Below are 23,522 nucleotides of genomic sequence, written 5' to 3' on the forward strand. Positions count from 1 at the left end.
TCCGAGCCGGCGCCCTGCAGCGCCGGTTTTTTATTGGAATGCGGTTTCTTGCGTTTTTCCAAGAATCTTATGCCAATGATCTATTTGGTTTATCAAACGCTAAGAATTTCGCGTCAAATTTGGCCAGTGTCATTTTAGGGGTCTTGGAGAAGCCGGGACCGCACTGAGGGTAGGAACCAGACGTGACCGCTTTCGATTTTGGATTGAACGCCCGCGCCGTACTTGCTGCGATGGATCGCTCCCAGGCGATCATCGAATTCGACCTGACCGGCAGGATACTGCATGCCAACGAGAATTTCCTGCAGGCCGTTGGCTACCAGCTTTCCGAGGTCGTCGGCCAGCACCACCGCATGTTCGTCGATCCGGTGGAGGCGCAGTCGAAGGACTATGCGGCCTTCTGGGCGCGGCTTGCCGAGGGCCATTTCGACCGGCGCCAGTACAAGCGCGTTGCCAAGGGCGGCCGCGAGATCTGGATCGAAGCCTCCTACAATCCGGTCTTCCGGGGCGGTAAGCCCGTGAAGGTGGTGAAGTTCGCCACCGACATCACGACGGTAAAGCTGAAGGCAATGGAGGACGAGGGCAAGCTTGCGGCACTCAGCCGCGCGCAGGCGATCATCGAGTTCACGCCGAAGGGAGACATCCTCGGTGCCAACGAGAATTTCCTCGCGGCGCTCGGCTACGATCTCACGGAGATCACCGGTCGCCACCACTCGATGTTCTGCATGCCCGACCATGTCGCAAGCCCGGAATACCGGGTGTTCTGGCAGCGGCTGGCGGAAGGCCATTTCGTCGCCGACCAGTTTACACGTATCACCAAGAGTGGCGCCAAGATCCATATCCAGGCGTCCTACAACCCGATCCTCGATGCCGACGGCAAGGTCTTCAAGGTCGTTAAGTTCGCAACCGACGTGACGGAGCGTGTGAGGTCAATCGAGGAGATCGGCGCCGGCCTTGGCCGCCTGGCGGAATGCAACATCCGCATGACGATCGACCGCGCCTTCGTGCCGGAGTTCGAGCCGCTGCGGCGCGACTTCAACAACTCGATCGGCGCCTTCCAGGAAACCCTCTCGCAGGTTCTCGACCAGACCTACATCCAGAACCGGAGCGGACAGGAGATGCGCAAGGCGGCCGAAGATCTCTCCGAGCGCACGCGCCAGCAGGCTGTTGCGCTGGAGGAGACGGCTGCTGCCCTCACGGAGGCGACCGTCGCTGTGCGTTCCTCGACCGACCGTACGCGGGAAACGCGCAAGCTCGTGCGGGATGCGCGCGCCTCGGCCAACATGTCGGCCAGTGTCGTGAGCAACACGGTCAGCGCCATGCAACGCATCGAAGCGGCCTCCGCCGAAATCGGCCAGATCATCGGGGTCATCGATGAAATCGCCTTCCAGACCAACCTGCTCGCGCTGAACGCCGGTGTCGAGGCGGCGCGCGCCGGCGAGGCGGGCAGGGGCTTTGCGGTGGTCGCGCAGGAGGTGCGCGAACTGGCGCAGCGTTCCGCCAAGGCGGCACGCGAGATCAAGAAGCTGATCACCAATTCCAGCACGGAAGTGCATGAGGGCGTGCGTCTCGTCGGCGAGACAGGCCGCGCGCTGCAGGAGATCGAAAGCTTCGTCGCGGAGATCGACCACAACGTGGATGCCATCGCGACATCCGCTGCCGAGCAGGCGAGCGGCCTCGAGGAGATCAGTGCCGCCGTGTCCGACGTCGACCGGATCACGCAGGAAAACGCGGCCATGGTGGAGCACACGACGGCGACGAGCCAGTCGCTGGCGGAAGGCGCAATAACCCTGAGCGAACTCGTGAACCGCTTCCAGCTGAACCGTCGTGCCCGTCGCCGTGACGGTAGCGAGGTCTGGACGCCGGAAGAGCGCGCGGCCCGTCTCGGCCATATCCGCAAAGCATCCTGAAAAACGAGGGACGGGGTCGCAATGCGGCCCCGTCAGGCCTTGTTGACGAAGCCGTCCAGGACACGCTTCTGGCCGGCGCGGTCGAAGTCGATCGTCAGCTTGTTGCCTTCGATCGCCGCCACGTTGCCATTGCCGAATTTCATGTGGAAGACCCGGTCGCCGATCGCAAATTTCGATGGCTCGCTTACCGTCGATTTCGCCACCAGCTCGCCGTCGATGGTGCGGGCGCGCGGCCCGCTCTCGCCATAGCCGATGCGCTCGACGGCATGGCCGGAGCGCGAGCCCCAGTTGTCGCGGGTCGCATCCGTGCGGTTCGCCTGGGCGCGGCGCCAGCCGGGCGTCGAATAGGCGTTCTGGAAGGGCTCCTGCTTGTCGAAGCGTGACTGGCCGTAGCCGCCGCCGCGACCGTAGCCGCCATAGGATTGCTCGACCTCGGCAACCTCGACATGGGCTTCCGGCAGCTCGTCGAGGAAGCGCGAGGGCAGGGTCGTCTGCCACAGGCCGTGGATGCGGCGGTTCGAGACGAACCAGATGTGGCAGCGGCGCTTGGCCCGCGTGATGCCGACATAGGCAAGGCGCCGTTCTTCCTCAAGGCCCGAACGGCCGCCCTCGTCGAGCGAGCGCTGGTGCGGGAAGAGGCCTTCCTCCCAGCCGGGCAGGAACACGGTCTCGAATTCGAGGCCCTTGGCCGAGTGCAGCGTCATGATCGAGACGGCGTCGAGTTCGGCGTTCTGCTCGGCATCCATGACGAGCGAAACGTGATCCAGGAAGCCGCGCATCGATTCGAAGGCCTCCATCGAGCGGATGAGTTCCTTCAGGTTTTCGAGGCGGCCCGGTCCTTCCGCCGACTTGTCGGCCTGCCACATGGCGGTGTAGCCGCTCTCCTCGAGGATCTGCTCGGCAAGCTCGGTGTGCGGCATGGTCTCCAGCAGCGACTGCCAGCGGCGGAAATCGGTGACGACGTCGAAGAGCGCCTTGCGAGCCTTCGGCTTCAGCTCGTCCGTCTCGATGATATCGGCGGCTGCGGCGAGCATCGGGATGTCGCGGGCGCGGGCATAGTCGTGCAGGTTGCGGATCGTCGTGTCGCCGAGGCCGCGCTTCGGCGTGTTGACGATGCGCTCGAAGGCGAGGTCGTCGGCCGGCTGGCTGACCAGGCGGAAATAGGCCATGGCATCGCGGATTTCGAGGCGCTCGTAGAAGCGCGGGCCGCCGATGACGCGGTAGTTGAGGCCGAGCGTGACGAAGCGGTCTTCGAATTCGCGCATCTGGAAGGACGCACGAACGAGGATCGCCATGTCGTTCAGCTTGTGCTCCTTGCGCTGGAGCTGTTCGATCTCCTCGCCGACGGCGCGGGCCTCTTCCTCCGAATCCCAGGCGGCATGCACGACGACCTTGTCGTCTTCGGGGTCGCGCCGGTCGGTGAACAGCGTCTTGCCGAGGCGGTCCTCGTTGTGGGCGATGAGGTGGCCGGCCGCACCGAGGATATGGGCGGTGGAGCGGTAATTGCGCTCCAGCTTGACGACCTTGGCGCCCGGGAAATCCTTCTCGAAGCGCAGGATGTTGTCCACTTCCGCACCGCGCCAGCCATAGATCGACTGGTCGTCGTCGCCGACGCAGCAGACATTCTGCGGCGTGCCTTTCGGCCGCTGTGCGAGCAGGCGCAGCCACATGTATTGCGCCGTGTTGGTGTCCTGGTACTCGTCGACGAGAATGTAGCGGAATTTCTGGTGGTACTCGGCGAGCACATCCGGATTGGCGCGGAACAGGCGGATCGGGTGCAGCAGCAGGTCGCCGAAGTCGCAGGCGTTCAGCGTCTTCAGGCGGTTCTGGTAGGCGATGTAGAGTTCGCGGCCCTTGCCGTTGGCGAAGGCGCGGGCATCGCCCTCCGGGATCTGCGCGGGATCGAGGCCCTTGTTCTTCCAGCCGTCGATCATGCCGGCGAACTGCTTTGCCGGCCAGCGTTTGTCGTCGATGCCCTCGGCCTGGATGATCTGCTTGACCAGCCGCACCACATCGTCGGTGTCGAGGATGGAGAAATCCGACTTGAGGCCGACGAGTTCGGCGTGGCGCCGCAGGAGCTTCACGCCGATCGAGTGGAAGGTGCCGAGCCAGGGCATGCCCTCGACGGCCCCGCCGACGAGGAGGCCGATGCGCTCCTTCATCTCGCGTGCCGCCTTGTTGGTGAAGGTCACGGCCAGCATCTGGCTGGGGAAGGCGCGGCCGGTGGCGAGGATATGGGCGATGCGGGTGGTCAGCACGCGCGTCTTGCCGGTACCGGCGCCGGCAAGCACCAGCACGGGTCCGTCGAGCGTTTCCACCGCCTCGCGCTGCTCTGGGTTGAGGCCGGAGAGATAATCCGGCGCCCGGTGCGCGTCGCGGGCCGCCATGGCACGCGCGGCGATGCCGCCCGTCGGCTTGGCCGGTGCTGCGGGCTTGCCGGCCAGCTGCGGGTCCTCGTCGAAGAAGGGAATGTCGTCGTAACCGCTGATCATGCGGCTCAATGTAGTGATTCGGTCCCGAAAGGCCAGTTTTCCGTTCTGCTTTTATTCCACGGGGGAAAAGAATGGCCGGAAGATTGTGGAAAGCGGCGCTGTTCAGGCCTGTCGGCGGTCCGCATCGAAGACGTCGTCCACGGGCACCTGCAGGGCGGTGGCGAGCTGGTTCGTCTTGCCGGCAAGCGAGACGATGGCCAGGAGTTCGGCATAGTGCGCGTCCGTCATGCCCTTGGCTTTCGCCGCCGCGGTGTGGGAGTGGACACAATAGCTGCAGCCGTTCGTTATCGAGACCGCGATATAGAGCATCTCCTTGACGAGCGGATCGAGCGTCGAGGGTGTCGCCATGACGACCTTCACCTCCGCCCAGGTGCGCTCCAGGAGCGCCGGGTCGAAGGCGAGGTAGCGCCACATGTTGTTGACGAAGTCCGACTTGCGGGTGGCGCGGATGTCATCGAACACCGCCTTGACGCGCGGATCGGTTTCCAGATTGTCGGCGGGCTTGACGGTGCTCATGAGCGTCTCCGAGGAATGGGCCGGCGGAAAACCGCCGGCCGGAAGGGATCAGGCGAGTGCGATGACACGGGACGGGCCACCCGTGCCGCCGCGCACCTTGGGTGCGCCGACGATGAGGGTTGCGCCCTTGGCCGGAAGCTTGTCCAGATTGGCGGTCGCTTCAAGGCCCCAGCGGCCCGAGGGCAGCCAGGAATAGTGCGTGGCGAAATCCGGGGAGATGCCGTGGTCGAGCGAAAGCGTATCGACGGCGATGCCGACGGCGCTCGAATTTTCCGCAAGGTACTGCACCGCTTCGACATGGAAGCCGGGGAAGTGCAATTTCCCCTCGCCATCGGCATTGCGGAACTTGTCGGTGCCGAGGTGCTTGTCCCAGCCGGAAAGAAGGGCAACGCAGGCCTTTTCCGGCAGGTCGCCATTGGCGGATATCCAGGCCTTGATGTCATCCGGCGTCAGCTGCGCATCGGCATTGGCGGCGGCCTTTTCCCGGATGTCGATGACGGCGAGGGGCACGACCAGATCGGATACCGGGATTTCCGCCACGGATGTGCCGTCCTCGGTAAAATGCAGCGGCGCATCGAGATGGGTGCCGGTGTGCTCGTTGTACCGGAGTTCGAAGATGTTGAACTTGTGTTCCTTGTAGTTGAATTTCTGCTCGCGCCAGAACTGCTGCGGCCCGAAAAAGGTCGGGAACTCCTCATAGAGTTCGTGGGTGAGGTCCGTTGCCTTCGTCGGTGCCTGGGCCAGTGCCGGGCTCAGCGCGCCGCTACCTGCGGCAGCGACCGTTGCCGCTCCGGCGGCGGCGGCGCGGAAAAAGCTTCTCCTCGAAAGCATGCGGTTCTTGACGGTATCGATGACGCAGGCGTCACACATGGAATTCCCCCTGTCGTTCAATGCGTTGATGAAAGAATACTGAAATAGGGCTCGGCCGCTGGGGCCGGGAAAAAGCTATCACAAGTGTTGGAGGCGTCCAGTCATGCACGTGCTCGCAAAAAGCGCGGCGAAGGAAGATTTCTCCACCTTTTCTTACATTTCGGTAACAGAGCGGGCCGCCAATCTTACATTTCGGTAATGAACGCATTCTTTCATTGCTCGTTCATTTTCAAAGCGGGATACTTGGCCTATGTCGCGCCGCAACAGGCGACGGTTCGCTTCCTTCGGAGACAGATTGCATGCGGGTTTGGAAACAGCTCCTCATAAGCCTTGGCGTCCTTTCGGCCGGGGTCTTGCTCTGGGGTCGCTTCGTGCCCGGGGCAAACGCCACGCTGCAGGCCACGGGTCTGCCGGGGTCGCTCGTGGCGGTCATCGCGCCGGCCGGCGACGGTGAGGCGCAGGGCGGCCGCGAAGGTGGCCGCCGCGGCGGTTTCGGTGGCGGACCGGCGCTTGTCGCCACCAAGCCTGCCGCCATGTCGGTCGTCAACGACCGGCTGAACGCCATCGGCGACGGCGAGGCGATCCGCACCGTGACCGTCACGCCCTATGCCACCGGCAACCTCACGGAAGTGCTGGTGAAGTCCGGCGAACGGGTGGAGCAGGGCCAGGTGATCGCCCGCCTCGACAGCGACGAGCAACGCATCGCAGCCGATCAGGCGCGTGTGGCGCGCGACAGCGCCCGGCAGAAGCTGACGCGGATCGAGAACCTGAAATCCACCATGAGCATTGCCGAATTGCAGGACGCCCAGACGGCGGTGCAGGCTGCGGAACTGGCGCTGCAGAATGCTGAGCTGACGCTGCGCCGCCGCGACATCACCGCGCCCTATGGCGGCGTCGTCGGCATCATCTCCGTCAACCCCGGCGACTATGTCACCACAGCCTCGGCGATTGCCCGCATCGACGACCGCTCGGAAATCCTCGTCGATTTCTGGGTTCCGGAGCGGTTTGCGACAAGCATGCGCGTCGGTGGCGCTGTGACGGCGACGGCGGTCGCGCGGCCGGGCGAGACCTTTACGGGCGAGGTGCAGGCGATCGACAACCGCATCGACCAGGAAAGCCGAACACTGCGCGTGCGCGCCCAGATCGACAATCCCGAGGATCTCCTGCGCGCGGGCATGTCCTTCCAGGTGACCATGCGCTTTGCCGGCGACCTTTATCCGAGCGTCGATCCGCTTTCCGTGCAGTGGAGCGCCGATGGCTCCTATGTCTGGCGCGTCAAGGATGAAAAGGTCGAGCGCGTGCCGGTTCACATCGTGCAGCGCAATCCGGACAAGGTTCTGGTGAAGGCCGAGATCGCCGAGGGCGACCAGATCGTCACCGAGGGCGTGCAGACGCTGCGGCCGGGCGGCGCGGTGCGCACGGCGGCGCGGGAGCGTGACCAGCAGACGACCTCCTCCGTGGCGGAGGGGTCGTGATGTCGGGGGAGGGGAACGCGCTCGACACGTCCGGCAAGGCGGGTTTCACCGCGCTCTTCATCCGCCGGCCGATCTTCGCCCTCGTGCTCAACACGCTGATCGTCGTCGCCGGCCTTGCCGCCTTCAACGGTGTGGAGATTCGCGAGCTTCCCTCCGTCGACCAGCCGGTCATCAGCGTCTCGACGGAGTTCGACGGCGCCTCACCGGAAACCGTCGACCGCGAGCTGACGGACGTGATCGAAGGCGCGGTCTCGCGGGTCCAGGGCATCAAGGACATCTCCTCGTCCTCCTCCTTCGAACGCAGCCGCGTCACCTTGCAATTCTCCGATACGACCGACGTCAACCAGGCCGCCAACGACGTGCGCGATGCGCTCGGCCGGGTGGCGAACCAGCTTCCCGACGGCGCCGACGAGCCGCGCGTCGTTAAGGCGGATGCGGACAGCCAGCCGATCATGCGCCTGGCGCTGACCTCGGACAGGCTGTCGCTCGAAGACCTGACGCTTCTCGCCGAAAACGAGATCACCGACCGGCTCGCGTCCGTCGAGGGTGTTGCCGATGTCGCCGTCTATGGCGACCAGGAGAAGATCTTTCGCGTCGATGTCGACCAGTCCAAGCTCGCTGCGCGCGGGCTGACGGTCGCGGACCTGCGCAATGCGCTTGCCACCGCCGCCTTCGACGTGCCTGCCGGCTCGCTGAAGAGCCAGAGCCAGGACATCACGGTGCGTGCAACCGCGGACCTGACGACGCCCGCCGACTTCGAAAACCTCATCCTGAAGAACCGCGTTCGCCTCGGCGACGTCTCCATGGTGACGATGGGGCCGGACGAAGGCTCGACCGCGCTGCGCTCCAACGGTCGCCAGGGTATCGGTCTCGGCATCATCCGCCAGGCGCAATCCAACACGCTCGACATCTCCAACGGTGTGAAGCAGATGGTGGCGCAGTTCGACAACATCCTGCCCGAAGGCACCGAGATCAAGATCACCAGCGATGACGCTGTCTTCATCGAGGGTGCGATCCATGAGGTGGAGATCGCACTCGTCGTCGCCGTCGTCATCGTCACGCTCGTCATCTATCTCTTTCTGCTCGACTGGCGCGCGACGCTGATCCCGACGATCAGCATGCCGATCGCGCTCATCGGCACGATTGCGGCCATCTACATGGCCGGCTTCTCCGTCAACATCCTGACATTGCTTGCCATCGTGCTGGCGACGGGCCTCGTGGTGGACGATGCGATCGTCGTCCTCGAAAATATCGTGCGCCGCCGTGCCGAGGGCTTGAAGCCGCGCGCCGCCGCCATCCTCGGCACGCTGGAAGTGTTCTTCGCGGTCATCGCGACCACCGCGACGCTCGCCGCCGTCTTCGTACCGCTCTCCTTCCTGCCCGGTCAGGCCGGGCGGCTTTTCCGCGAGTTCGGCTTCGTGCTCGCCTTCGCCATCCTCCTATCGTCCTTCGTCGCGCTGACGCTCTGCCCGATGCTCGCCTCGCGCATGCTGACCAAGGACGTGACGCACGGGCATAGCGGCCTTCTCGCCCGCATCGGCGGAGCGGCGTCGCGCTTCTACCGCTCGACGCTGAGCGCTTGCCTCGGCGCGCCCTTCATCGTCTTCGTCGTCGCGCTGCTCTTCACCGCGGCGGGCGCCACCTCCTTCTTCACCATCAAGTCCGAGCTGACGCCGAGCGAGGACCGGTCCATGGTCATGCTGCGCGTGAACGCGCCGCAGGGTGTGTCGCTGGAATATGCGCAGGACCAGATGAAGCTGATCGAGAACAAGCTGCGCCCGCTCTACGAGGATGGCGAGATCATCAACATCTTCTCGATCTCCGGCCAGGGCGGCTCGACGAACAGCGGTTTCATGGTGCTGACGCTGGCGCCCTGGGGCGAGCGCGAGCGCACGCAGCAGGCGATCGTGCAGGACATCAACGCGGCGGTCGGTTCCGTGCCCTCGGTGCGCGCCTTCGCCATGCAACCGAACAGCCTCGGCATCCGCGGCGCCGGCAACGGCCTGCAGGTCGCGCTGGTCGGCAACGACTATACCAAGCTCGGCAATGCCGCGGCGGAACTCGTGCGAAAGATCGAGGACAGCGGCCGCTTCCAGAACGTGCGGCTGAACTACGAGGCCAACCAGGCGCAGCTTTCCGTGACCGTCGACCGCGAGCGCGCCGCCGATCTCGGCATTGACATCACCGGCCTTTCGGCCGCGTTGCAGGCCATGCTCGAAGGCACGAGCGTCGTCGATATCTATGTCGAGGGGCAGGCCTATCCGGTCAAGCTCTCTTCGACGACACAGCCGATCAACGACCCGATGGATCTCGAAAACATCTTCCTGAAGACCGGTGACGGCAAGATCGTGCCCATGTCGTCCATCGCCACGCTGGAGGAAAAGGCCGTCGCGCCGCAGCTTTCGCGCGAGCAGCAGCTGCGCGCCGTCTCGCTTTCGGCCGGCCTGAAGGACGGCCTGGCGCTCGGCGAGGCGCTTTCCCTCGTTCAGGAAATGGCCGAGCCGCTTCTGCCGGAGGGCTCCCGCGTGTTGCCCATGGCGGAAGCGGCGACGCTGCAGGAGAACTCGAACGGGCTCTTCATCACCTTCGGCTTTGCGCTCGCCATCATCTTCCTCGTGCTTGCCGCGCAGTTCGAAAGCTTCGTCAGCGCGATCATTATCATGGTGACGGTGCCGCTGGGGCTCGCCTGCGCGGTCTTCGCGATGATCGTGACGGGCACGACGCTCAACATCTACAGCCAGATCGGGCTGGTGCTGCTTGTCGGCATCATGGCGAAGAACGGCATCCTGATCGTCGAATTCGCCAACCAGCTGCGTGACCGCGGGCAAGATATCCGCAGCGCCATAGAGAACGCCTCGAATATCCGCCTGCGGCCCGTCATGATGACAATGATCGCCACGGTCGTCGGTGCGGTGCCGCTGATCCTTGCCAGCGGCGCGGGCGCAGAGGCGCGCATCTCGCTCGGCTGGGTGCTCGTCGGCGGCCTCGGCCTTGCGACCGTGGTCACGCTCTACCTGACGCCCGTCGCCTATCTTGTCATCGCCCGCTTCACCAGCCCGCATGCCGACGAAGAAAAGCGTCTTGCCGCCGAGCTTGCCCATGCCGAGACGCTGGGGCGGCGCGACGACACGGCGCTGCCGCAGCCGGCGGCTGTCCTGCCACAGGCGGCGGAGTGAAGGCCGGGGTGCTGTCCCTCGCCGTGATCTGCCCTCACCCTCTCCCCACAAGCAGGGAGAGGGGACTTGCCCTGCAAACGGGCATGGGGTGTGGAAATCAGAACTGTATACCCCTTCGCCCCGCTTGCGGGGAGACGGTGGCCGACAGGCCGGGAAGAGGGCGGCCACGACTTTTATCCTTTGCGCAATTGCGGCTGGACAGCCGCTCCTCAATTTGCTGAGTAAATCCCCACGGAGTTGAGGATTTTACGATGGCTTTGGCGGATATCAGGGGCGGCGCACGCAACCACGAGGGCATCGCAGCGGCACTGCCGCGCCTGGCGGAGCGTTTCGGCACGCGATTCCAGACGGGTGAGGCGATCCGCGCCCAGCATGCACACACGACGACCTATATTCCCGCCCAGCTGCCTGACGGTGTCGTCTTCGTCGAGAGTGCCGAAGAAGTGAAGGCTGTGGTCTCGCTTTGCGCGGAACTGACGGTTCCCGTCATCCCCTTCGGCACGGGCTCTTCGCTGGAGGGGCAGGTGAATGCGCCGAATGGTGGCATTTCCATCGATTTCAGCAACATGAAGCGAGTCCTGGAAGTCAATGCCGAGGACCTCGACTGCACGGTCGAGCCCGGCATCACGCGCGAGGAGCTGAACGTCTATCTGCGCGATACCGGCCTGTTCTTCCCGATCGACCCCGGCGCGAATGCGTCGATCGGCGGCATGACCTCGACACGCGCCTCGGGCACCAATGCCGTGCGCTACGGCACGATGAAGGACAATGTGCTCGCCGTCACCGCCGTGACAGCCACCGGCGAGGAAATCCGCACCGCCCGCCGGGCGCGAAAATCCTCCGCCGGATACGACCTGACGCGGCTCTTCGTCGGGGCGGAGGGCACACTCGGCGTGCTGACCTCGGTGACGCTGCGCCTGCAGGGCATCCCGTCGGTCATCGCCGGCGGCATCTGCGGCTTCCCGACGCTGAAGGATGCCTGTGATGCCGTCATCATGACCATCCAGCTCGGCATTCCCGTCGCCCGCATCGAGCTTGTCAACACGCTGCAGATCAAGGCCTGCAACGCCTATTCGGGCCTGACGCTGCCCGAGCAGCCGACGCTCTTCGTCGAGTTTCACGGCAATGAGGACAGCGTTCGCCTGCAATCGGAGGAGTTCGGCGCGATCGCCGCCGAATGCGGCGGTGGGACCTTCCAGTGGAGTGCGGATGCGGAGGAGCGCGCGAAACTCTGGAAGGCGCGGCACAATGTCTACTGGTCGGCCAAGGCGCTGCGGCCCGGTTGGGAGGCGATCGCCACCGATGTCTGCGTACCGATCTCGCGCCTTGCCGACTGCGTGGCGGAAACCGAGCGCGACATCGAGGAACACGGGCTTCTTGCGCCGATCGTCGGCCATGCGGGCGACGGCAATTTCCATGTCAGCCTCGTCTTCGACGACAAGGATCCGGCGCATGTTGCCAAGGTCGAGGCTTTCGTCGGCCGGCTCAACGCCCGGGCGCTTGCCATGGACGGCACCTGCACCGGCGAACACGGTATAGGCCAGGGCAAACAGGCCTTTCTGCCGGGTGAGCTCGGTGGCACGGTCCAGCTGATGCGGCAGATCAAGCAGGCGCTCGACCCGGACAACATTCTGAATCCCGGCAAGATTTTTTCGACCCTCTCAGGCAATTAGTCGTTATCCTGAGGCGGTGAAACGAAATTCAAGGCAGGCGGCGTGCTTTCCAGAATCATGCTCTTCGTTGGCGGCTTGGTGGTCGTGGCGCTCTTTGCGGCGCTGCTTGCTCCGCTTTTCGTCGACTGGACCAGCTTCCGCCAGGATTTTGAACGCGAGGCGAGCCGCATCATGGGCCGCACCGTCGTGGTGCATGGCAGCGTCGACGCACGCCTGATCCCGTTCCCCTCCGTGACGCTCAACGACGTGCGCGTCGGCGCGCCGGAGGATGGCCAGCCGCTGGTCGAGATTGCGCGTTTCTCCATGGATGCGGAACTGGCCCCGTTCCTCTCCGGCGAGGCGCTGATCTTCGATATGCGCATCGAGGAGCCGAAGGCGCGCATCAAGCTTTTCGAGGACGGCACGCTGGATTGGGCGCGCGGCCGCAAGTCCGATATTCCCGCCCGCACCGTCATCCTGGAAAGCGTCGCGATATCCGGCGGCGAGATCGAATTCGTCGATGCCCAGACTGGCCGCACCCGCCGTGTCACCGGCCTCGATGCACAGGTTTCGGCGAAATCGCTCGGCGGCCCCTGGCGCATCGACGGGCGCGCGGCGCTTGATGGCGAGAGCGGGGCGTTCCAGCTTTCGAGCGGACAGGTGGAGAATGGTGCGCTCTCCCTGCGCGCCCGCATCGTGCCCGACCGGCTTGCCTTCACTGCCGATCTGGACGGTGCGCTGAAGGTCGTCGATTTCCGTCCGCAATATGGCGGCGACTTCACCATCTCGGAAAAGCCGCGACCGAAGGGTGAGGGGCCGGCCGACCCGATCCGTGTCGCGGGAAAATTCGAACTTTCCAACGAGCGCATCCGCGTGCCGGAATACCGCCTTGAAGCCGGCCCGCGCGAGGATCCCTATGTGGTGACCGGCGAGGCGACGCTCGATACCGGTCGCGCGCCGGAATTCCTCTTGATCGCCGATGGCCAGCAGATCGACGTCTCACGCATCGGCAACAGCGGGGAGGGCGGCAAGACGGGCCGCAACCCGCAGGTCTCCGCTCGCCAGCGGCTACAGGCGCTGCTCGCCATCGCTGCCGATATCCCGATCCCGCAGGTGCCCGGCCGCGCCAGCCTGTTCCTCCCCGCCGTGGTGGTCGGTGACACGACCGTGCGCGAGGTGCGTCTCGATGTGAAGCCCGATGGGGAAGGCTGGCAGATCGACCGGGCGGATGCGCTCCTGCCCGGCCGCACGACGCTCGAGGCCAGGGGCCGGCTGACGCTCAAGGCCAACCGCGGCTTTGTCGGCGATCTGCTGGTCGCCTCGAACCAGCCCTCAGGGCTGGCGACCTGGCTTGCCGGATCCGTGGATCCGGAAATCCGCAAGCTCAAGACCGCCGGTTTTTCCGCCGAGGTCAATCTGACCGACGAGTTGCAGCGCTTCGAAAATCTCGAGATCGCCATCGGCGGCGCCTCGCTGCTCGGCCGCATGGAGCGCGAGTCACGTGCGGATGTTCCCACGCTGTCGCTGCAGTTGCGCGGCAACGAGGTTGCGCTGGAATCGCTGCAGGCGCTTGTCGGCCTGGTGGCGGGAGATACCTCGCTTTCCGCCGTGCTGGACCATTCGATCGCGCTCGATATCAAGGCTGACCGTTTCCTCGCCTTCGGTGAAAGCGCCTCCGGCGTCAGCGCGGCGCTGTCCATTAAGGACGGCCTTCTGACCTTGAGCCGCCTGAACATCGCCGCGCTGGATGGTGCGACCCTTTCGGCCAGCGGCACGCTCGGCGGTTCGCTCCTTGCGCCGAGCGCCGGGCTCGACATGACGGTGAAGGCGGCTGCGATGCGTCCGGTGGCCGAGCTTCTGGCGCGGCATCTGCCCCAGCATCCGGTGCTTGCCCGTTTCCTCGCCAATGCCGGCTATTACGACAATGCGGACCTTGCCGTTCGGCTGGCCGTTTCCGGCGAGGCGGGCGATCCGGCGACCGTGACGATCAGCGGCCCCGTCAATGACGGACGGGTCGAAATGAAGCTTTCCGCCGCGACGCCCGCGGACCTTCTGGCGGGGCGCAATTTCGAGCTTGAGGGCAGCATCTTCAATCCGCAGTCGGTGGTGCTGGCCGGGCAGATCGGGCTCGACCCCTTGCCCTTCGATGCGGATCCGGATGGCAGCGTCACCTTCCGTGTCAAGCAGCGGGAAGAGGGACCGGCCGATGTCTCCCTCGTCTTCAGCGCCGGCAGTACGACGATCTCGGCCAAGGGCACGGCTGCGCTCTCCGCGGCCGATTTCCCGGCCGGTATGCTCGCCCTTTCGGCGAAGAGCGATGACATCGAGCCTTATCTGATGATGAACGGTATCGCCGTGCCGCAGGCCGGCGCAGGCCTTCCGCTCGCGTTGCAGGCATCGGTGGCGACGAGCGCTGCGGCGATCACGATCACCGATGTCGCCGGGGAGGCCGACCGCAACGCCTTTTCCGGCCGCCTCACGCTCGATCGCACGGCGCCGGTGCTCAAGGGCACGGGCGCGCTGCGCTTTGATACGGTGGATTTCGCCTTCCTCGCCGAAGCCGTCGCCGGGCCGGTGACGGATGTGCTCGACGGCGGGCTGAACGCGGCGCCGCTCGTGCAGCCGCTTCAGGATGCCGCCGATCTCTCCGTCGCGCTGGAGGTGGGGGCCTTCTGGCCGGGCCTCTATGGGGCCGTGGAGGGCTTTTCGGGCAATCTCGTCTGGAAGGGTGGCGAGTTGACGCTGACCGATATGGCGGGCGACTGGCTGGGCGGCCGGCTGGCCGGGCGCCTCAAGGTCGCCAATGCGGACGAGAATGGCCTGTTCGAGGCGCGGGTGGACCTGTCGGGTGTGGATCTGGCGAAGATCGTCTGGGCGGGCCCGCTGGGGGCCGTCGCGACGGGCAAGGCGGATGTGACGCTGGCTGTCGATGCCTCGGGCAAAAGCGTGCGTGCCATGGTCGAGGGCGCCAGCGGTTCGGGCGAGGCGCAAATCTCCGACCTCACCCTGCGTGGGATCTATACCGGCGCGTTGCCGGCGCTGCTGAAGGCGGCCGATGGCATCGAGGGCGATATCACGCCCGAGCGCGTCGCCGGGTTTGCGGCGGATGCGATTCTCGCGGGCGAAGCAGTGCTGGGCACCGTGCGCCTGCCCTTTGCGCTTGCCGGTGGCAAACTGCGCGTCCAGAGCGTGGCCGCAGGTGACGGCAAGGCGGCCTTCTCCGGCGATGCGGATATCGATCTTGCCGGCGATATGATGGCGGGTCGGCTGTCCGTCACCTATGCGGCTGGCGAGGACGCGCTGGCGGGGGCGGAACCCGAGGTGGCACTCGACTATCGCGGCCTCGTGGAGGCGCCAGGCGTGGCGCTCGACGTGCAGCCGCTTGCCAACTACCTCTCGCTGCGGCGCTTCGAGACGGAGCGGCGCCGGGTGGAAACCTTGCAGGCAAACGTGTTGGAAAAGCAGCGCCTTCGGCGTGAGGCCGCGCTCTATCGCTCGCGTGCGGAAGCGCGCGCCGCACTTGCCGAAGCGATGCGCCTGCAGATGGAGGAGGAGCAGCGCCGCCGCACCGAGGCACGCGAGCGCGTCGAGCGGGAACGGAGCGCGCGGGAGGCCGCCGAAGCCGCCGAGCGTGCCCGCCGCAAGGCTGCGGACGACGAACGCCGCCTGCGGGAGGCCGAGGAGCAGGCCCGTCGTCTTGCCGAACAGCGCGCGGCGGCGGAGGCCAGCCGGGCCGAGGACGAGGCGGAGCGCCGCCGCCTGCCCGTCCTGCCGGGCGAAGGCGTGGAGCGTGGCGGTGAACTGCCGCCGCTCGACAGTGGACAGAACCTCAATTTCGATGGGCTGCCCGGTGTGAACTGAGCCGTTCCGGGAAGGGCAAGGACCGGATGGCGGCGCACCGCGCGACCCGGAAACGGGATTTGCGGCCGCGGAAGGCGCGCATCAGGAGCGCCGCAGCGTTTTGCGGGGGGCTTGCTTTACGCCGTGCCGTTCGCCTTGCGTTTCAGCCAGCCCAGCACATGAAGGCGCAGGGCCGAGGACAGGTTGCCCTCGATGCCCCTTTCGTCGTCGATGTCGCGGATGAGGGCGGCGAGCGGTAGATCGCGCTCGACGGCGATGGCCTTCAGCTCGTCGTGAAAGGCGGGCTCGAGCGAGAAGCTCGTACGGTGGCCGTGCAGGGTGGTCGAGTATTTGCGGATCATGCCCGTCCCCCACAAAGGTGCCGTCCGTCTGGAGCCGCTCCATGTGCGAGAGCCAACGGGCGCGCCCTGCTGCTTCGACAAATGCCGCAGCCTTCTGACGGATCGATTCCGCTTCTTTCGGCAAGGGCTTGAAAGATCAGCCTTTGCCGTTCTTGGGATCGTCTTCCGGCCGTTCCAGCTGGCCCTGTTCGAACGCCTTCTGCGCCTTGTCGTTCAGCGTGCGCGTCAGTGTCTTCTCCGCCTTGGTGCGGCCAAAGCTGATGCGGTTCTGCTCGGCCTGCTTCTCTTTTTCGGAGCGGGCCTTCTGCTTGCGAACCTGGCGGAGATTGACGACGTCGCCGCTCATCGCGCGGCCTCAGTTCTTCTTGCGGAAGGAATCGAGCGAAACGACGGAACCACCCTTGTTGTTGTCGTCGCCACCGGTCGGCGGCGTCGGGTCCTCGGTGGTTTCTTCGGTTTTTTCCGCAGCGACGGGGTAGGCGGTGATCTCGGCGGAGTGTTCTTCCTCTTCCTCGACGGCCGGTACGTCGAATTCCAGTTCGAAGCTTACCGACGGGTCATAGAAGCCGCGGATGGCGTTGAACGGGATGACGAGCTTTTCCGGCGTGTCGGAGAAGGAGAGGCCGATCTCGAACAGGCTTTCCGTGACTTTGAGGTCCCAGAACTGATGCTGGATGACGATGGTCATCTGCTCGGCATATTTTGCCTTCAGGTGCTGCGAGATGCGCACGCCGGGGGCGTTGGTCAGGAACGTGATGAAGAAGTGGTGCTCGCCCGGCAGATGGCCGGTGACCGCAATTTCGGACAAAACCTTGCGGATGACGCTGCGCAGCGCGTCCTGGGCGAGAATGTCATAGCGAATGTGGTCTTGCGCCATCCGTTCCTGTCTTTCTTCCAGCCTTTGTGTTCAGGCATTGCATGAGAGCACTTCCGCTTTTCGTTGAAATGCAGAAAGGCTCCGTCTCTTGTTTCAACGCAATTCCGACCGCAAAACCGCTTCACGCTTTTGCTGGAATTGCCTTGGCCTCATACCCTAGGGCACGAGTCATCTGGCACAGCTATAGACCATTTCAAGGGATTGGAGAAGGTGAAGGCTTCTGTTGCCAGGTGCCTTCGGACCCCGCCTGCCGGTGCGACCCGTCAGGACTTTGAGTGAAGTGTCACACCGCCATTAGGCAGCGAGACGAGCTTCCGCATAGTTGTCGTTTGCAACTACAAGTTTAGCCCGATAACGGTGGTACAATGCCGAGCAAAAAGTCGATCTTTACGCCCTTGTCGATCCTATTTCGCCCCCATCAAAAGCCGGTCTGCTTGGAAAGACCGGTTTTTGGTGGAGGCGCCGGGTACCGCCCCCGGGTCCAATGGGTTTATTACACCGCCCGTTTATTGCCATAGCTGCCGAGGCAGCACCCTTCATATAGGCGCTCTCGGCCTTCAAGAAAAGGGCTTTGTGACAGGGATTTGGCAAAGTTTTTCGGTTCAGGCGGTTTCGGCGAGCGAGGGCGGAGTTTCCGCCGTCCATTGCCTCTGGAAGTCGGCAAGCGGGACCGGGCGGCCGAAATAGAAGCCCTGGAAGGCCATGCCGCCGAAGGATTGCAGGAGCAGGAACTGTTCCTTCGTCTCGATGCCTTCGGCGACGACGGACAGGTCCAGCGTGCGGGCGATGTCGAAGATGCTCTTGAGCAGCAGGCGGTTGCGTTTGCTCTCCGGGGCGTCCTTGACGAAGGAGCGGTCGATCTTGATCTCCTGGATCGGCAGGCGGCGCAGATGGCTGAGCGAGGAATAGCCGGTGCCGAAATCGTCGAGCGAGAGGGTGAGGCCGGCGGCTCGCAGCACGCCCATCTTCTCCGCGATGGCATCGACGTCGTTCGCCATCATGCTTTCGGTCAGTTCCAGCTTGAGGCGTGCCGGGTCGATGTCCTGCGCGCGGATCCGGGCGAGCACCGTGTCGGCGAAGTCGACCTTCATGAACTGGTCGGCGCTGACATTGACCGCGAGCCTCAGGTGGCGAGTTGCTTCGTCCTGTTGCCAGAAGGAGAGCGTCTTGAGAGCCTCGTTCAGCACCCAGTCGCCGATGGCGGGCATCAGGCCTGCCTGCTCGGCGATGGGGATGAATTCGGCAGGCGACACGAAGCTGCCGTCCGGCCGCCGCCAGCGCAGCAGCGCCTCCGCGCCGGTGACCGTGCCGGTCTGGTCCACCTGCGGCTGGTAGAACAGCTCGAATTCCCGGTTCTTCAGCGCGGCGGTGATGTCGCGCTCCCGTCCGAGATTGCGGGCGAATTCCTGCCGCATCATGTAGAGGCAGCCACACAGCATGGTGACGGCGATCGTCACGTTGACCCACGATCCGACGAAGCGGAAATCGTTGGAAATCGGCCGGGCGAAGGGCAGGGCGACCTGCGTGCTGGCGAAGACGACAAAGGTCGCAAGCGAGAGCGCGACGATGGCGAGCTGCCGGCGCGACGGGCGTTGCTGGTAGTTGATATAGCCGATCATCGCCAGCACGAGCAGGAAGAGATGCGAGACCCGCGGGGCGATGTCGTTCGGCACGTCGAACAGCAGGCAGAAGGCGGCGATGATGACGAGGAAGGCGACCTGGGAAAGGAAGATGGCAGCGGTCAGCTGGCGGCGCCGGGCGAGCACGAAGCTGGCGATCGCGACGGTGACCAGCGCCACGTCCATGGCGACCATCGACCATTCCTGCATCGCCGCGAAGACGAGGCCCCAGCCGGCCGTCAACACGCCTGCGGCGAGGGAGGCCGTGGCATAGACGAGCCGGAAACGATCGGAATAGTCGTCAGTCTGTCTCACATGCGGGGGTACTCGCGGTGGGGTGGTCCATCAGGTCTTGTGCAGATAGCTGTAGCGGAAATTCCTTCAGAAAGTGCAAAAATATCGCTCGGTAAAACCCAGGCGAGCGGGGCCTGCGCCATGTGGAGGCTTTCGCTGGCGCTTTATTAGCGCTTGACTTGCCGGAGCGGCTTGAAAAACATGGCCGTCGGCCGGTGCGCCATGACGGCGGCGGCCGCGCAATCGGAGAGGAGATGCCATGACCGATTATCTCGCAGACGTCCGCAAGTATGACAGTGGTGCGGACGAGGCCATCGTAAAGAAGATCGTGAGCCATCTCGGCATCGCGCTGCGCAACCGGGACTCCTCGCTTGTCTCCTGCTCCGACCCGGAAGAGCTGAACCGCGTCAAGGAAAAGTGGTGCGCCAAGAAGTTCGGCATCACGGGCGAGGCCGCCGACAAGGCGGTGGAGGCCGTCTGCAAGGCGATGGCCGACGACCGCACGAAATCGCGCGTCACCTTCTATTATCTCACCGCAAAGGAACTCGGCACGCTCGGCGCGCTCGCCTGAGGAAATCCGGGACAACCCGATTTCACGCTTTGGCCGCCGCCGTTCCCGCTCTAGTATCTCACGCTGGACAACGAATCGGCGGCGACCATGCAGCAATATCTCGACCTTCTCGCCCATGTAATGGAAAACGGTACCGACCGCGGCGACCGGACCGGCACGGGCACGCGTGGCGTCTTCGGCTACCAGATGCGCTTCGATCTCTCGGAAGGTTTTCCGGTTCTGACCACCAAGAAGCTGCATCTGCGCTCGATCATCCATGAACTCCTGTGGTTCCTGAAGGGTGACACCAACATCGGCTATCTCCATGAGAACGGTGTCACCATCTGGGACGAATGGGCGGATGCCGAGGGTGAACTCGGCCCGGTCTACGGCTACCAGTGGCGCTCCTGGCCGACCCATGACGGCCGCCATCTCGACCAGATCGTCGCCGTCGTCGACAGTATCCGGCGCAATCCGAATTCCCGCCGTCATATCGTCTCGGCCTGGAACCCGGCGCTGGTCGACGAGATGGCGCTGCCGCCCTGCCATTGCCTGTTCCAGTTCTACGTGGCGGATGGAAAGCTCTCCTGCCAGCTCTACCAGCGTTCCGCCGACATCTTCCTCGGCGTGCCCTTCAACATCGCCTCCTATGCGCTGCTGACCATGATGGTGGCGCAGGCGACCGGCCTGCAGCCGGGTGATTTCGTGCATACGCTGGGTGACGCGCATATCTACTCCAACCATTTCGAGCAGGTGCGCACCCAGATGGCCCGCCGCCCGAAGCCCTTGCCCTTCATGAAGCTCAATCCCGATGTGAAGGACCTTTTCTCCTTCAAATTCGAGGACTTCACCCTGATTGGCTATGAAGCCGATTCAACCATCAAGGCGCCCATCGCCGTCTGATTTTCGGGTACTCGCATGACTGAAGCCAAGATCGTCCTCGTCGTGGCTGCCGCCAGGAACGGCGTCATCGGCCGCGACGGCGACCTGCCGTGGCGCCTGCCGTCGGATCTCAAGCGCTTCAAGCAGTTGACGCTCGGCAAGCCGGTGGTGATGGGGCGGAAGACCTGGGAATCGATCGGCAAGCCGCTGCCGGGCAGACCGAACATCGTCATCACCCGTGATGTGTCATTTTCCGCACCCGGCGCTGCGGTCGTTTCCTCGCTCGACGCAGGGCTTTCCGCTGCCCGCCGTGAGGCGGAAGGACTTGGCGTGGACGAGATCTGCGTCATCGGCGGCGGGCAGATCTATGCGCAGGCCTTCGACCGGGCGGACATCCTGCACGTCACCCATGTCCAGGCGGATGTGGAGGGCGATGCGCGCTTTCCCGATATCGATCCGGCAGTCTTCGAAAAAGTGGTGGACGAGCCGATTCCGCAGGGAGAGAAGGACAGCCACGCCATGCGCTTCGTCACCTGGCGTCGAAAAGCGGTCCTGTAGCCTCGATCACGAACTATTTTGCCGCACAAGCCGGCAAGCTCACGCGGATTTGTTGAAAGGTGCCGGAGTGATACCTATAACGGGTTCACCTCGCGTAGCGCGGTGAAACATTCCGCGAAGCGCGGCACGTAGGGATATAAAGAAAGAGGTATTGATGCCCTGGAGCAATCAGAACGGCGGCGGCGGCCCTTGGGGCGGTGGCAGCGGCGGTGGTGGAAACAATCAGGGGCCATGGGGGCAGGGTCCGAACCGGCCCCGCGGCGGCGGCGGAAGCGGCAATGGCGGCCCGCCCGACCTCGAGGACATCATCCGGCGCGGCCAGGATCAGCTGAAGAACGTCATGCCTGGTGGCATCAATGGCGGCGTCGTGGTCATCGCGCTGCTTCTTGTCGGCGTCTTCTGGCTGATGAACGCCATCTACACCGTTCAGCCGGACGAACGCGGCGTCGAGCTGCGCTTCGGCAAGCCGAAGCAGGAAGTCGCCATGCCCGGCCTGCATTTCCACCTCTGGCCGCTCGAAACCGTCGAACTCGTCAAGATCACCGAGCAGCAACAGAATATCGGCCGCCGCTCGGCCTCGTCGAATGCCGAAAATTCCGGCCTGATGCTCACGGGTGATCAGAACATCGTCAACGTGCAGTTCTCGGTGCTCTATTCGGTCACGGATCCGCAGTCCTACCTCTTCAATCTCGAATACCCGGCGGAGACGCTGCAGCAGGTTTCCGAAAGCGCCATGCGCGAAGTCGTCGGCCGCCGCCCCGCCCAGGACATTTTCCGCGACAACCGTCAGGCCATCGCGGAGGGCGTGAAGACGACGATCCAGGCGACCATGGACGCTTACGGCGCCGGCATCTCGATCAACACCGTCGCCATCGAGGACGCTGCCCCGCCGCGCGAGGTCGCCGACGCCTTCGACGAAGTGCAGCGCGCCGAGCAGGACGAAGACCGCTTCGTCGAGGAAGCCAACCAGTACGCCAACCAGAAGCTGGGTCTTGCCCGCGGTCAGTCGGCGCAGATCCGCGAAGAGGCGGCCGCCTACAAGGACCGTGTCGTCAAGGAAGCGGAAGGTGAGGCGGCGCGCTTCCTCTCCATCTACGAACAGTACAAGGTAGCGCCCGATGTCACCCGCAAGCGTCTTTTCCTTGAAACCATGGAAGACGTGATGAAGAACTCCAAGAAGGTCATCATCGACGAGAAGCAGGGCGGCCAGGGTGTGGTTCCCTTCCTTCCCCTCAATGAACTCGGCCGCACCACCGGCCAGCAGGCGGGAGGCACGCAGTAATGGGCAACCGTATACCGGCAATCCTGATCGCCGTCGGCGTTCTCCTCTTCATCGTCTATTCCTCGGTGTTCGTCGTCAACGAGCGCCAGCAGGCGATCGTCATCCGCTTCGGCCAGATCCAGGACGTCAAGTCCGAACCCGGCCTCTACTTCAAGCTGCCCTTCGGCTTCATGGATGCCGACAGCGTGCAGTACATCCAGGATCAGGCGCTGCGCTTCGATCTCGACAACATCCGCGTCCAGGTCTCGGGCGGCAAGTTCTACGAGGTCGATGCCTTCGTGGTCTACAAGATCACCGATGCCCGCCGCTTCCGCGAAACGGTTTCGGGCGATCGGGAATCGGCTGAAGCGCGCCTGCGTACCCGTCTCGACGCGGCCCTGCGCCGGGTCTACGGTCTGCGCGGCTTCGAGTCCGCTCTTTCCGAAGAGCGCGCCTCGATGATGCGTGAAGTGCGCGGCGAACTGACGAACGATGCCTCGAGCCTCGGCCTCACGATCTCCGACGTTCGTATCCGTCGTACGGACCTGACGCAGGAAGTCTCGCAGCAGACCTATGACCGTATGAAGGCCGAGCGTCTGGCGGAAGCCGAACTCATCCGTGCCCGTGGTAACGAAGAAGGCCAGCGCCGCCGCGCCATCGCCGACCGTCAGGTCGTCGAGTTCGTCGCCGCCGCGCAGCGCGATTCGGAAATCCTGCGAGGCGAGGGCGACGGCGAACGCAGCCGTGTCTACGGCGAAGCCTTCTCCCAGGATGCGGCTTTCTACGACTTCTACCGGTCCATGATCGCCTATCGCGATGCGATGAGCACTTCCGACACCACGCTTGTGCTGTCGCCGCAGTCGGAGTTCTTCCGCTACTTCGAGGATGCCGCCGGTGCGAAGCCGGTGACCTCGGGCACGGCGACGACGCCGTCGACCGCAAACTGAGAACGGCATGACCGATTTCCTGACGGGGATCGCGTTCTTCCTGATCATCGAGGGGCTGGTGTACGCACTGGCCCCTTCGATTTTGAAGCGCATGGCGGAAATGCTGCCGCAGATTCCGGAAAGCCAGCTGCGTGCCTCCGGGCTCGTCGCCGTGGCGCTCGGCGTCGCCATGGTGTGGTTCATCCGCGGCGCGTGAACGCGGCCCTTGCGGCTGCCTGCGAAGACGGGCAAGACTTCACATGAA

Annotated in this window: 18 protein-coding genes and 1 other RNA gene; 11 read left to right on the forward strand and 8 right to left on the reverse strand. The window is 64.5% G+C overall.

The annotated features are described in order from the left end of the window. Window positions 1-230: 230 nt before the first annotated feature. On the forward strand, window positions 231-1,907 hold the full coding sequence (locus P9A16_RS05045) for a methyl-accepting chemotaxis protein (protein WP_051758656.1): 1,677 nt from the start codon (window positions 231-233) through the stop codon (window positions 1,905-1,907). A gap of 32 nt (window positions 1,908-1,939) precedes the next feature. Here the strand turns inward: P9A16_RS05045 and P9A16_RS05050 are convergent, their stop codons facing one another. The 3 genes from P9A16_RS05050 to P9A16_RS05060 form a co-directional block, all read right to left on the reverse strand. Next, the gene (locus P9A16_RS05050; protein ID WP_023514221.1) at window positions 1,940-4,399 is read right to left on the reverse strand and encodes an ATP-dependent helicase; all 2,460 of its coding nucleotides are present in this window, start codon (window positions 4,397-4,399) and stop codon (window positions 1,940-1,942) included. 102 nt (window positions 4,400-4,501) lie between these two features. Then, window positions 4,502-4,915: a carboxymuconolactone decarboxylase family protein gene (locus P9A16_RS05055; RefSeq protein WP_023514222.1), complete on the reverse strand. Its 414-nt coding sequence runs from the start codon at window positions 4,913-4,915 to the stop codon at window positions 4,502-4,504. A 48-nt stretch (window positions 4,916-4,963) separates the two neighbouring features. Beyond that, entirely contained in the window at window positions 4,964-5,785 is an 822-nt protein-coding gene (locus tag P9A16_RS05060; protein ID WP_023514223.1) for a cyclase family protein, read from the reverse strand. A gap of 299 nt (window positions 5,786-6,084) precedes the next feature. On the opposite strand from P9A16_RS05060, the gene P9A16_RS05065 reads away from it, so the two are divergent. The 4 genes from P9A16_RS05065 (at window position 6,085) to P9A16_RS05080 (ending at window position 15,949) form a co-directional block, all read left to right on the forward strand. Then, complete coding sequence (locus P9A16_RS05065) at window positions 6,085-7,260, forward strand: efflux RND transporter periplasmic adaptor subunit (protein WP_023514225.1); 1,176 nt, start codon at window positions 6,085-6,087, stop codon at window positions 7,258-7,260. Beyond that, window positions 7,260-10,436, forward strand: coding sequence for an efflux RND transporter permease subunit (locus P9A16_RS05070; protein ID WP_023514226.1), 3,177 nt, complete (start codon window positions 7,260-7,262; stop codon window positions 10,434-10,436). Before P9A16_RS05065 ends, P9A16_RS05070 begins: the two co-directional genes overlap by 1 nt. Window positions 10,437-10,687: 251 nt before the next feature. Continuing rightward, window positions 10,688-12,109 carry an FAD-binding oxidoreductase gene (locus P9A16_RS05075; protein ID WP_023514227.1) on the forward strand — a complete coding sequence of 474 codons (1,422 nt, stop codon included), beginning with the start codon at window positions 10,688-10,690 and terminating at the stop codon, window positions 12,107-12,109. Between the two features lie 42 nt (window positions 12,110-12,151). Continuing rightward, on the forward strand, window positions 12,152-15,949 hold the full coding sequence (locus P9A16_RS05080; protein WP_024270539.1) for an AsmA family protein: 3,798 nt from the start codon (window positions 12,152-12,154) through the stop codon (window positions 15,947-15,949). Window positions 15,950-16,065: 116 nt separating this feature from the next. On the opposite strand, the gene P9A16_RS05085 is transcribed toward P9A16_RS05080, so the two are convergent. The 5 genes from P9A16_RS05085 to P9A16_RS05105 form a co-directional block, all read right to left on the reverse strand. After that, window positions 16,066-16,290, reverse strand: coding sequence for a ribbon-helix-helix domain-containing protein (locus P9A16_RS05085; RefSeq protein WP_023514229.1), 225 nt, complete (start codon window positions 16,288-16,290; stop codon window positions 16,066-16,068). Between the two features lie 136 nt (window positions 16,291-16,426). Continuing rightward, window positions 16,427-16,636: a DUF4169 family protein gene (locus tag P9A16_RS05090; protein WP_023514230.1), complete on the reverse strand. Its 210-nt coding sequence runs from the start codon at window positions 16,634-16,636 to the stop codon at window positions 16,427-16,429. A gap of 9 nt (window positions 16,637-16,645) precedes the next feature. Then, window positions 16,646-17,167, reverse strand: a complete 522-nt coding sequence (locus tag P9A16_RS05095; protein WP_024270540.1) for an SspB family protein — start codon at window positions 17,165-17,167, stop codon at window positions 16,646-16,648. A 209-nt stretch (window positions 17,168-17,376) separates the two neighbouring features. Next, window positions 17,377-17,737: a transfer-messenger RNA gene (ssrA, locus tag P9A16_RS05100) on the reverse strand. Between the two features lie 32 nt (window positions 17,738-17,769). Next, window positions 17,770-19,101, reverse strand: coding sequence for a putative bifunctional diguanylate cyclase/phosphodiesterase (locus tag P9A16_RS05105; RefSeq protein ID WP_023516049.1), 1,332 nt, complete (start codon window positions 19,099-19,101; stop codon window positions 17,770-17,772). 238 nt (window positions 19,102-19,339) lie between these two features. Here P9A16_RS05105 and P9A16_RS05110 point away from each other — a divergent pair, with 238 nt between their 5' ends. The 6 genes from P9A16_RS05110 to P9A16_RS05135 all read left to right on the forward strand — a co-directional run bounded on the left by P9A16_RS05110 (window position 19,340) and on the right by P9A16_RS05135 (window position 23,474). Next, on the forward strand, window positions 19,340-19,651 hold the full coding sequence (locus P9A16_RS05110) for a DUF2853 family protein (protein WP_023516050.1): 312 nt from the start codon (window positions 19,340-19,342) through the stop codon (window positions 19,649-19,651). 87 nt (window positions 19,652-19,738) lie between these two features. Continuing rightward, complete coding sequence (locus P9A16_RS05115) at window positions 19,739-20,533, forward strand: thymidylate synthase (RefSeq protein ID WP_023516051.1); 795 nt, start codon at window positions 19,739-19,741, stop codon at window positions 20,531-20,533. Between the two features lie 15 nt (window positions 20,534-20,548). Next, window positions 20,549-21,070 (forward strand): dihydrofolate reductase, encoded by a 522-nt coding sequence (locus P9A16_RS05120; protein ID WP_023516052.1) that lies wholly within the window; start codon window positions 20,549-20,551, stop codon window positions 21,068-21,070. Window positions 21,071-21,224: 154 nt separating this feature from the next. Then, window positions 21,225-22,352, forward strand: coding sequence for an FtsH protease activity modulator HflK (gene hflK, locus P9A16_RS05125; protein ID WP_023516053.1), 1,128 nt, complete (start codon window positions 21,225-21,227; stop codon window positions 22,350-22,352). Continuing rightward, window positions 22,352-23,278: a protease modulator HflC gene (gene hflC / locus P9A16_RS05130; RefSeq protein WP_024270541.1), complete on the forward strand. Its 927-nt coding sequence runs from the start codon at window positions 22,352-22,354 to the stop codon at window positions 23,276-23,278. The genes hflK and hflC overlap by 1 nt, the downstream gene beginning before the upstream one ends. Window positions 23,279-23,285: 7 nt before the next feature. Further along, the gene (locus P9A16_RS05135) at window positions 23,286-23,474 is read left to right on the forward strand and encodes a DUF2065 domain-containing protein (protein WP_023514440.1); all 189 of its coding nucleotides are present in this window, start codon (window positions 23,286-23,288) and stop codon (window positions 23,472-23,474) included. Window positions 23,475-23,522 lie beyond the last annotated feature (48 nt).

Origin of the sequence: Shinella sp. 838 (assembly GCF_029623935.1) — a bacterium.
GTDB lineage: Bacteria > Pseudomonadota > Alphaproteobacteria > Rhizobiales > Rhizobiaceae > Shinella.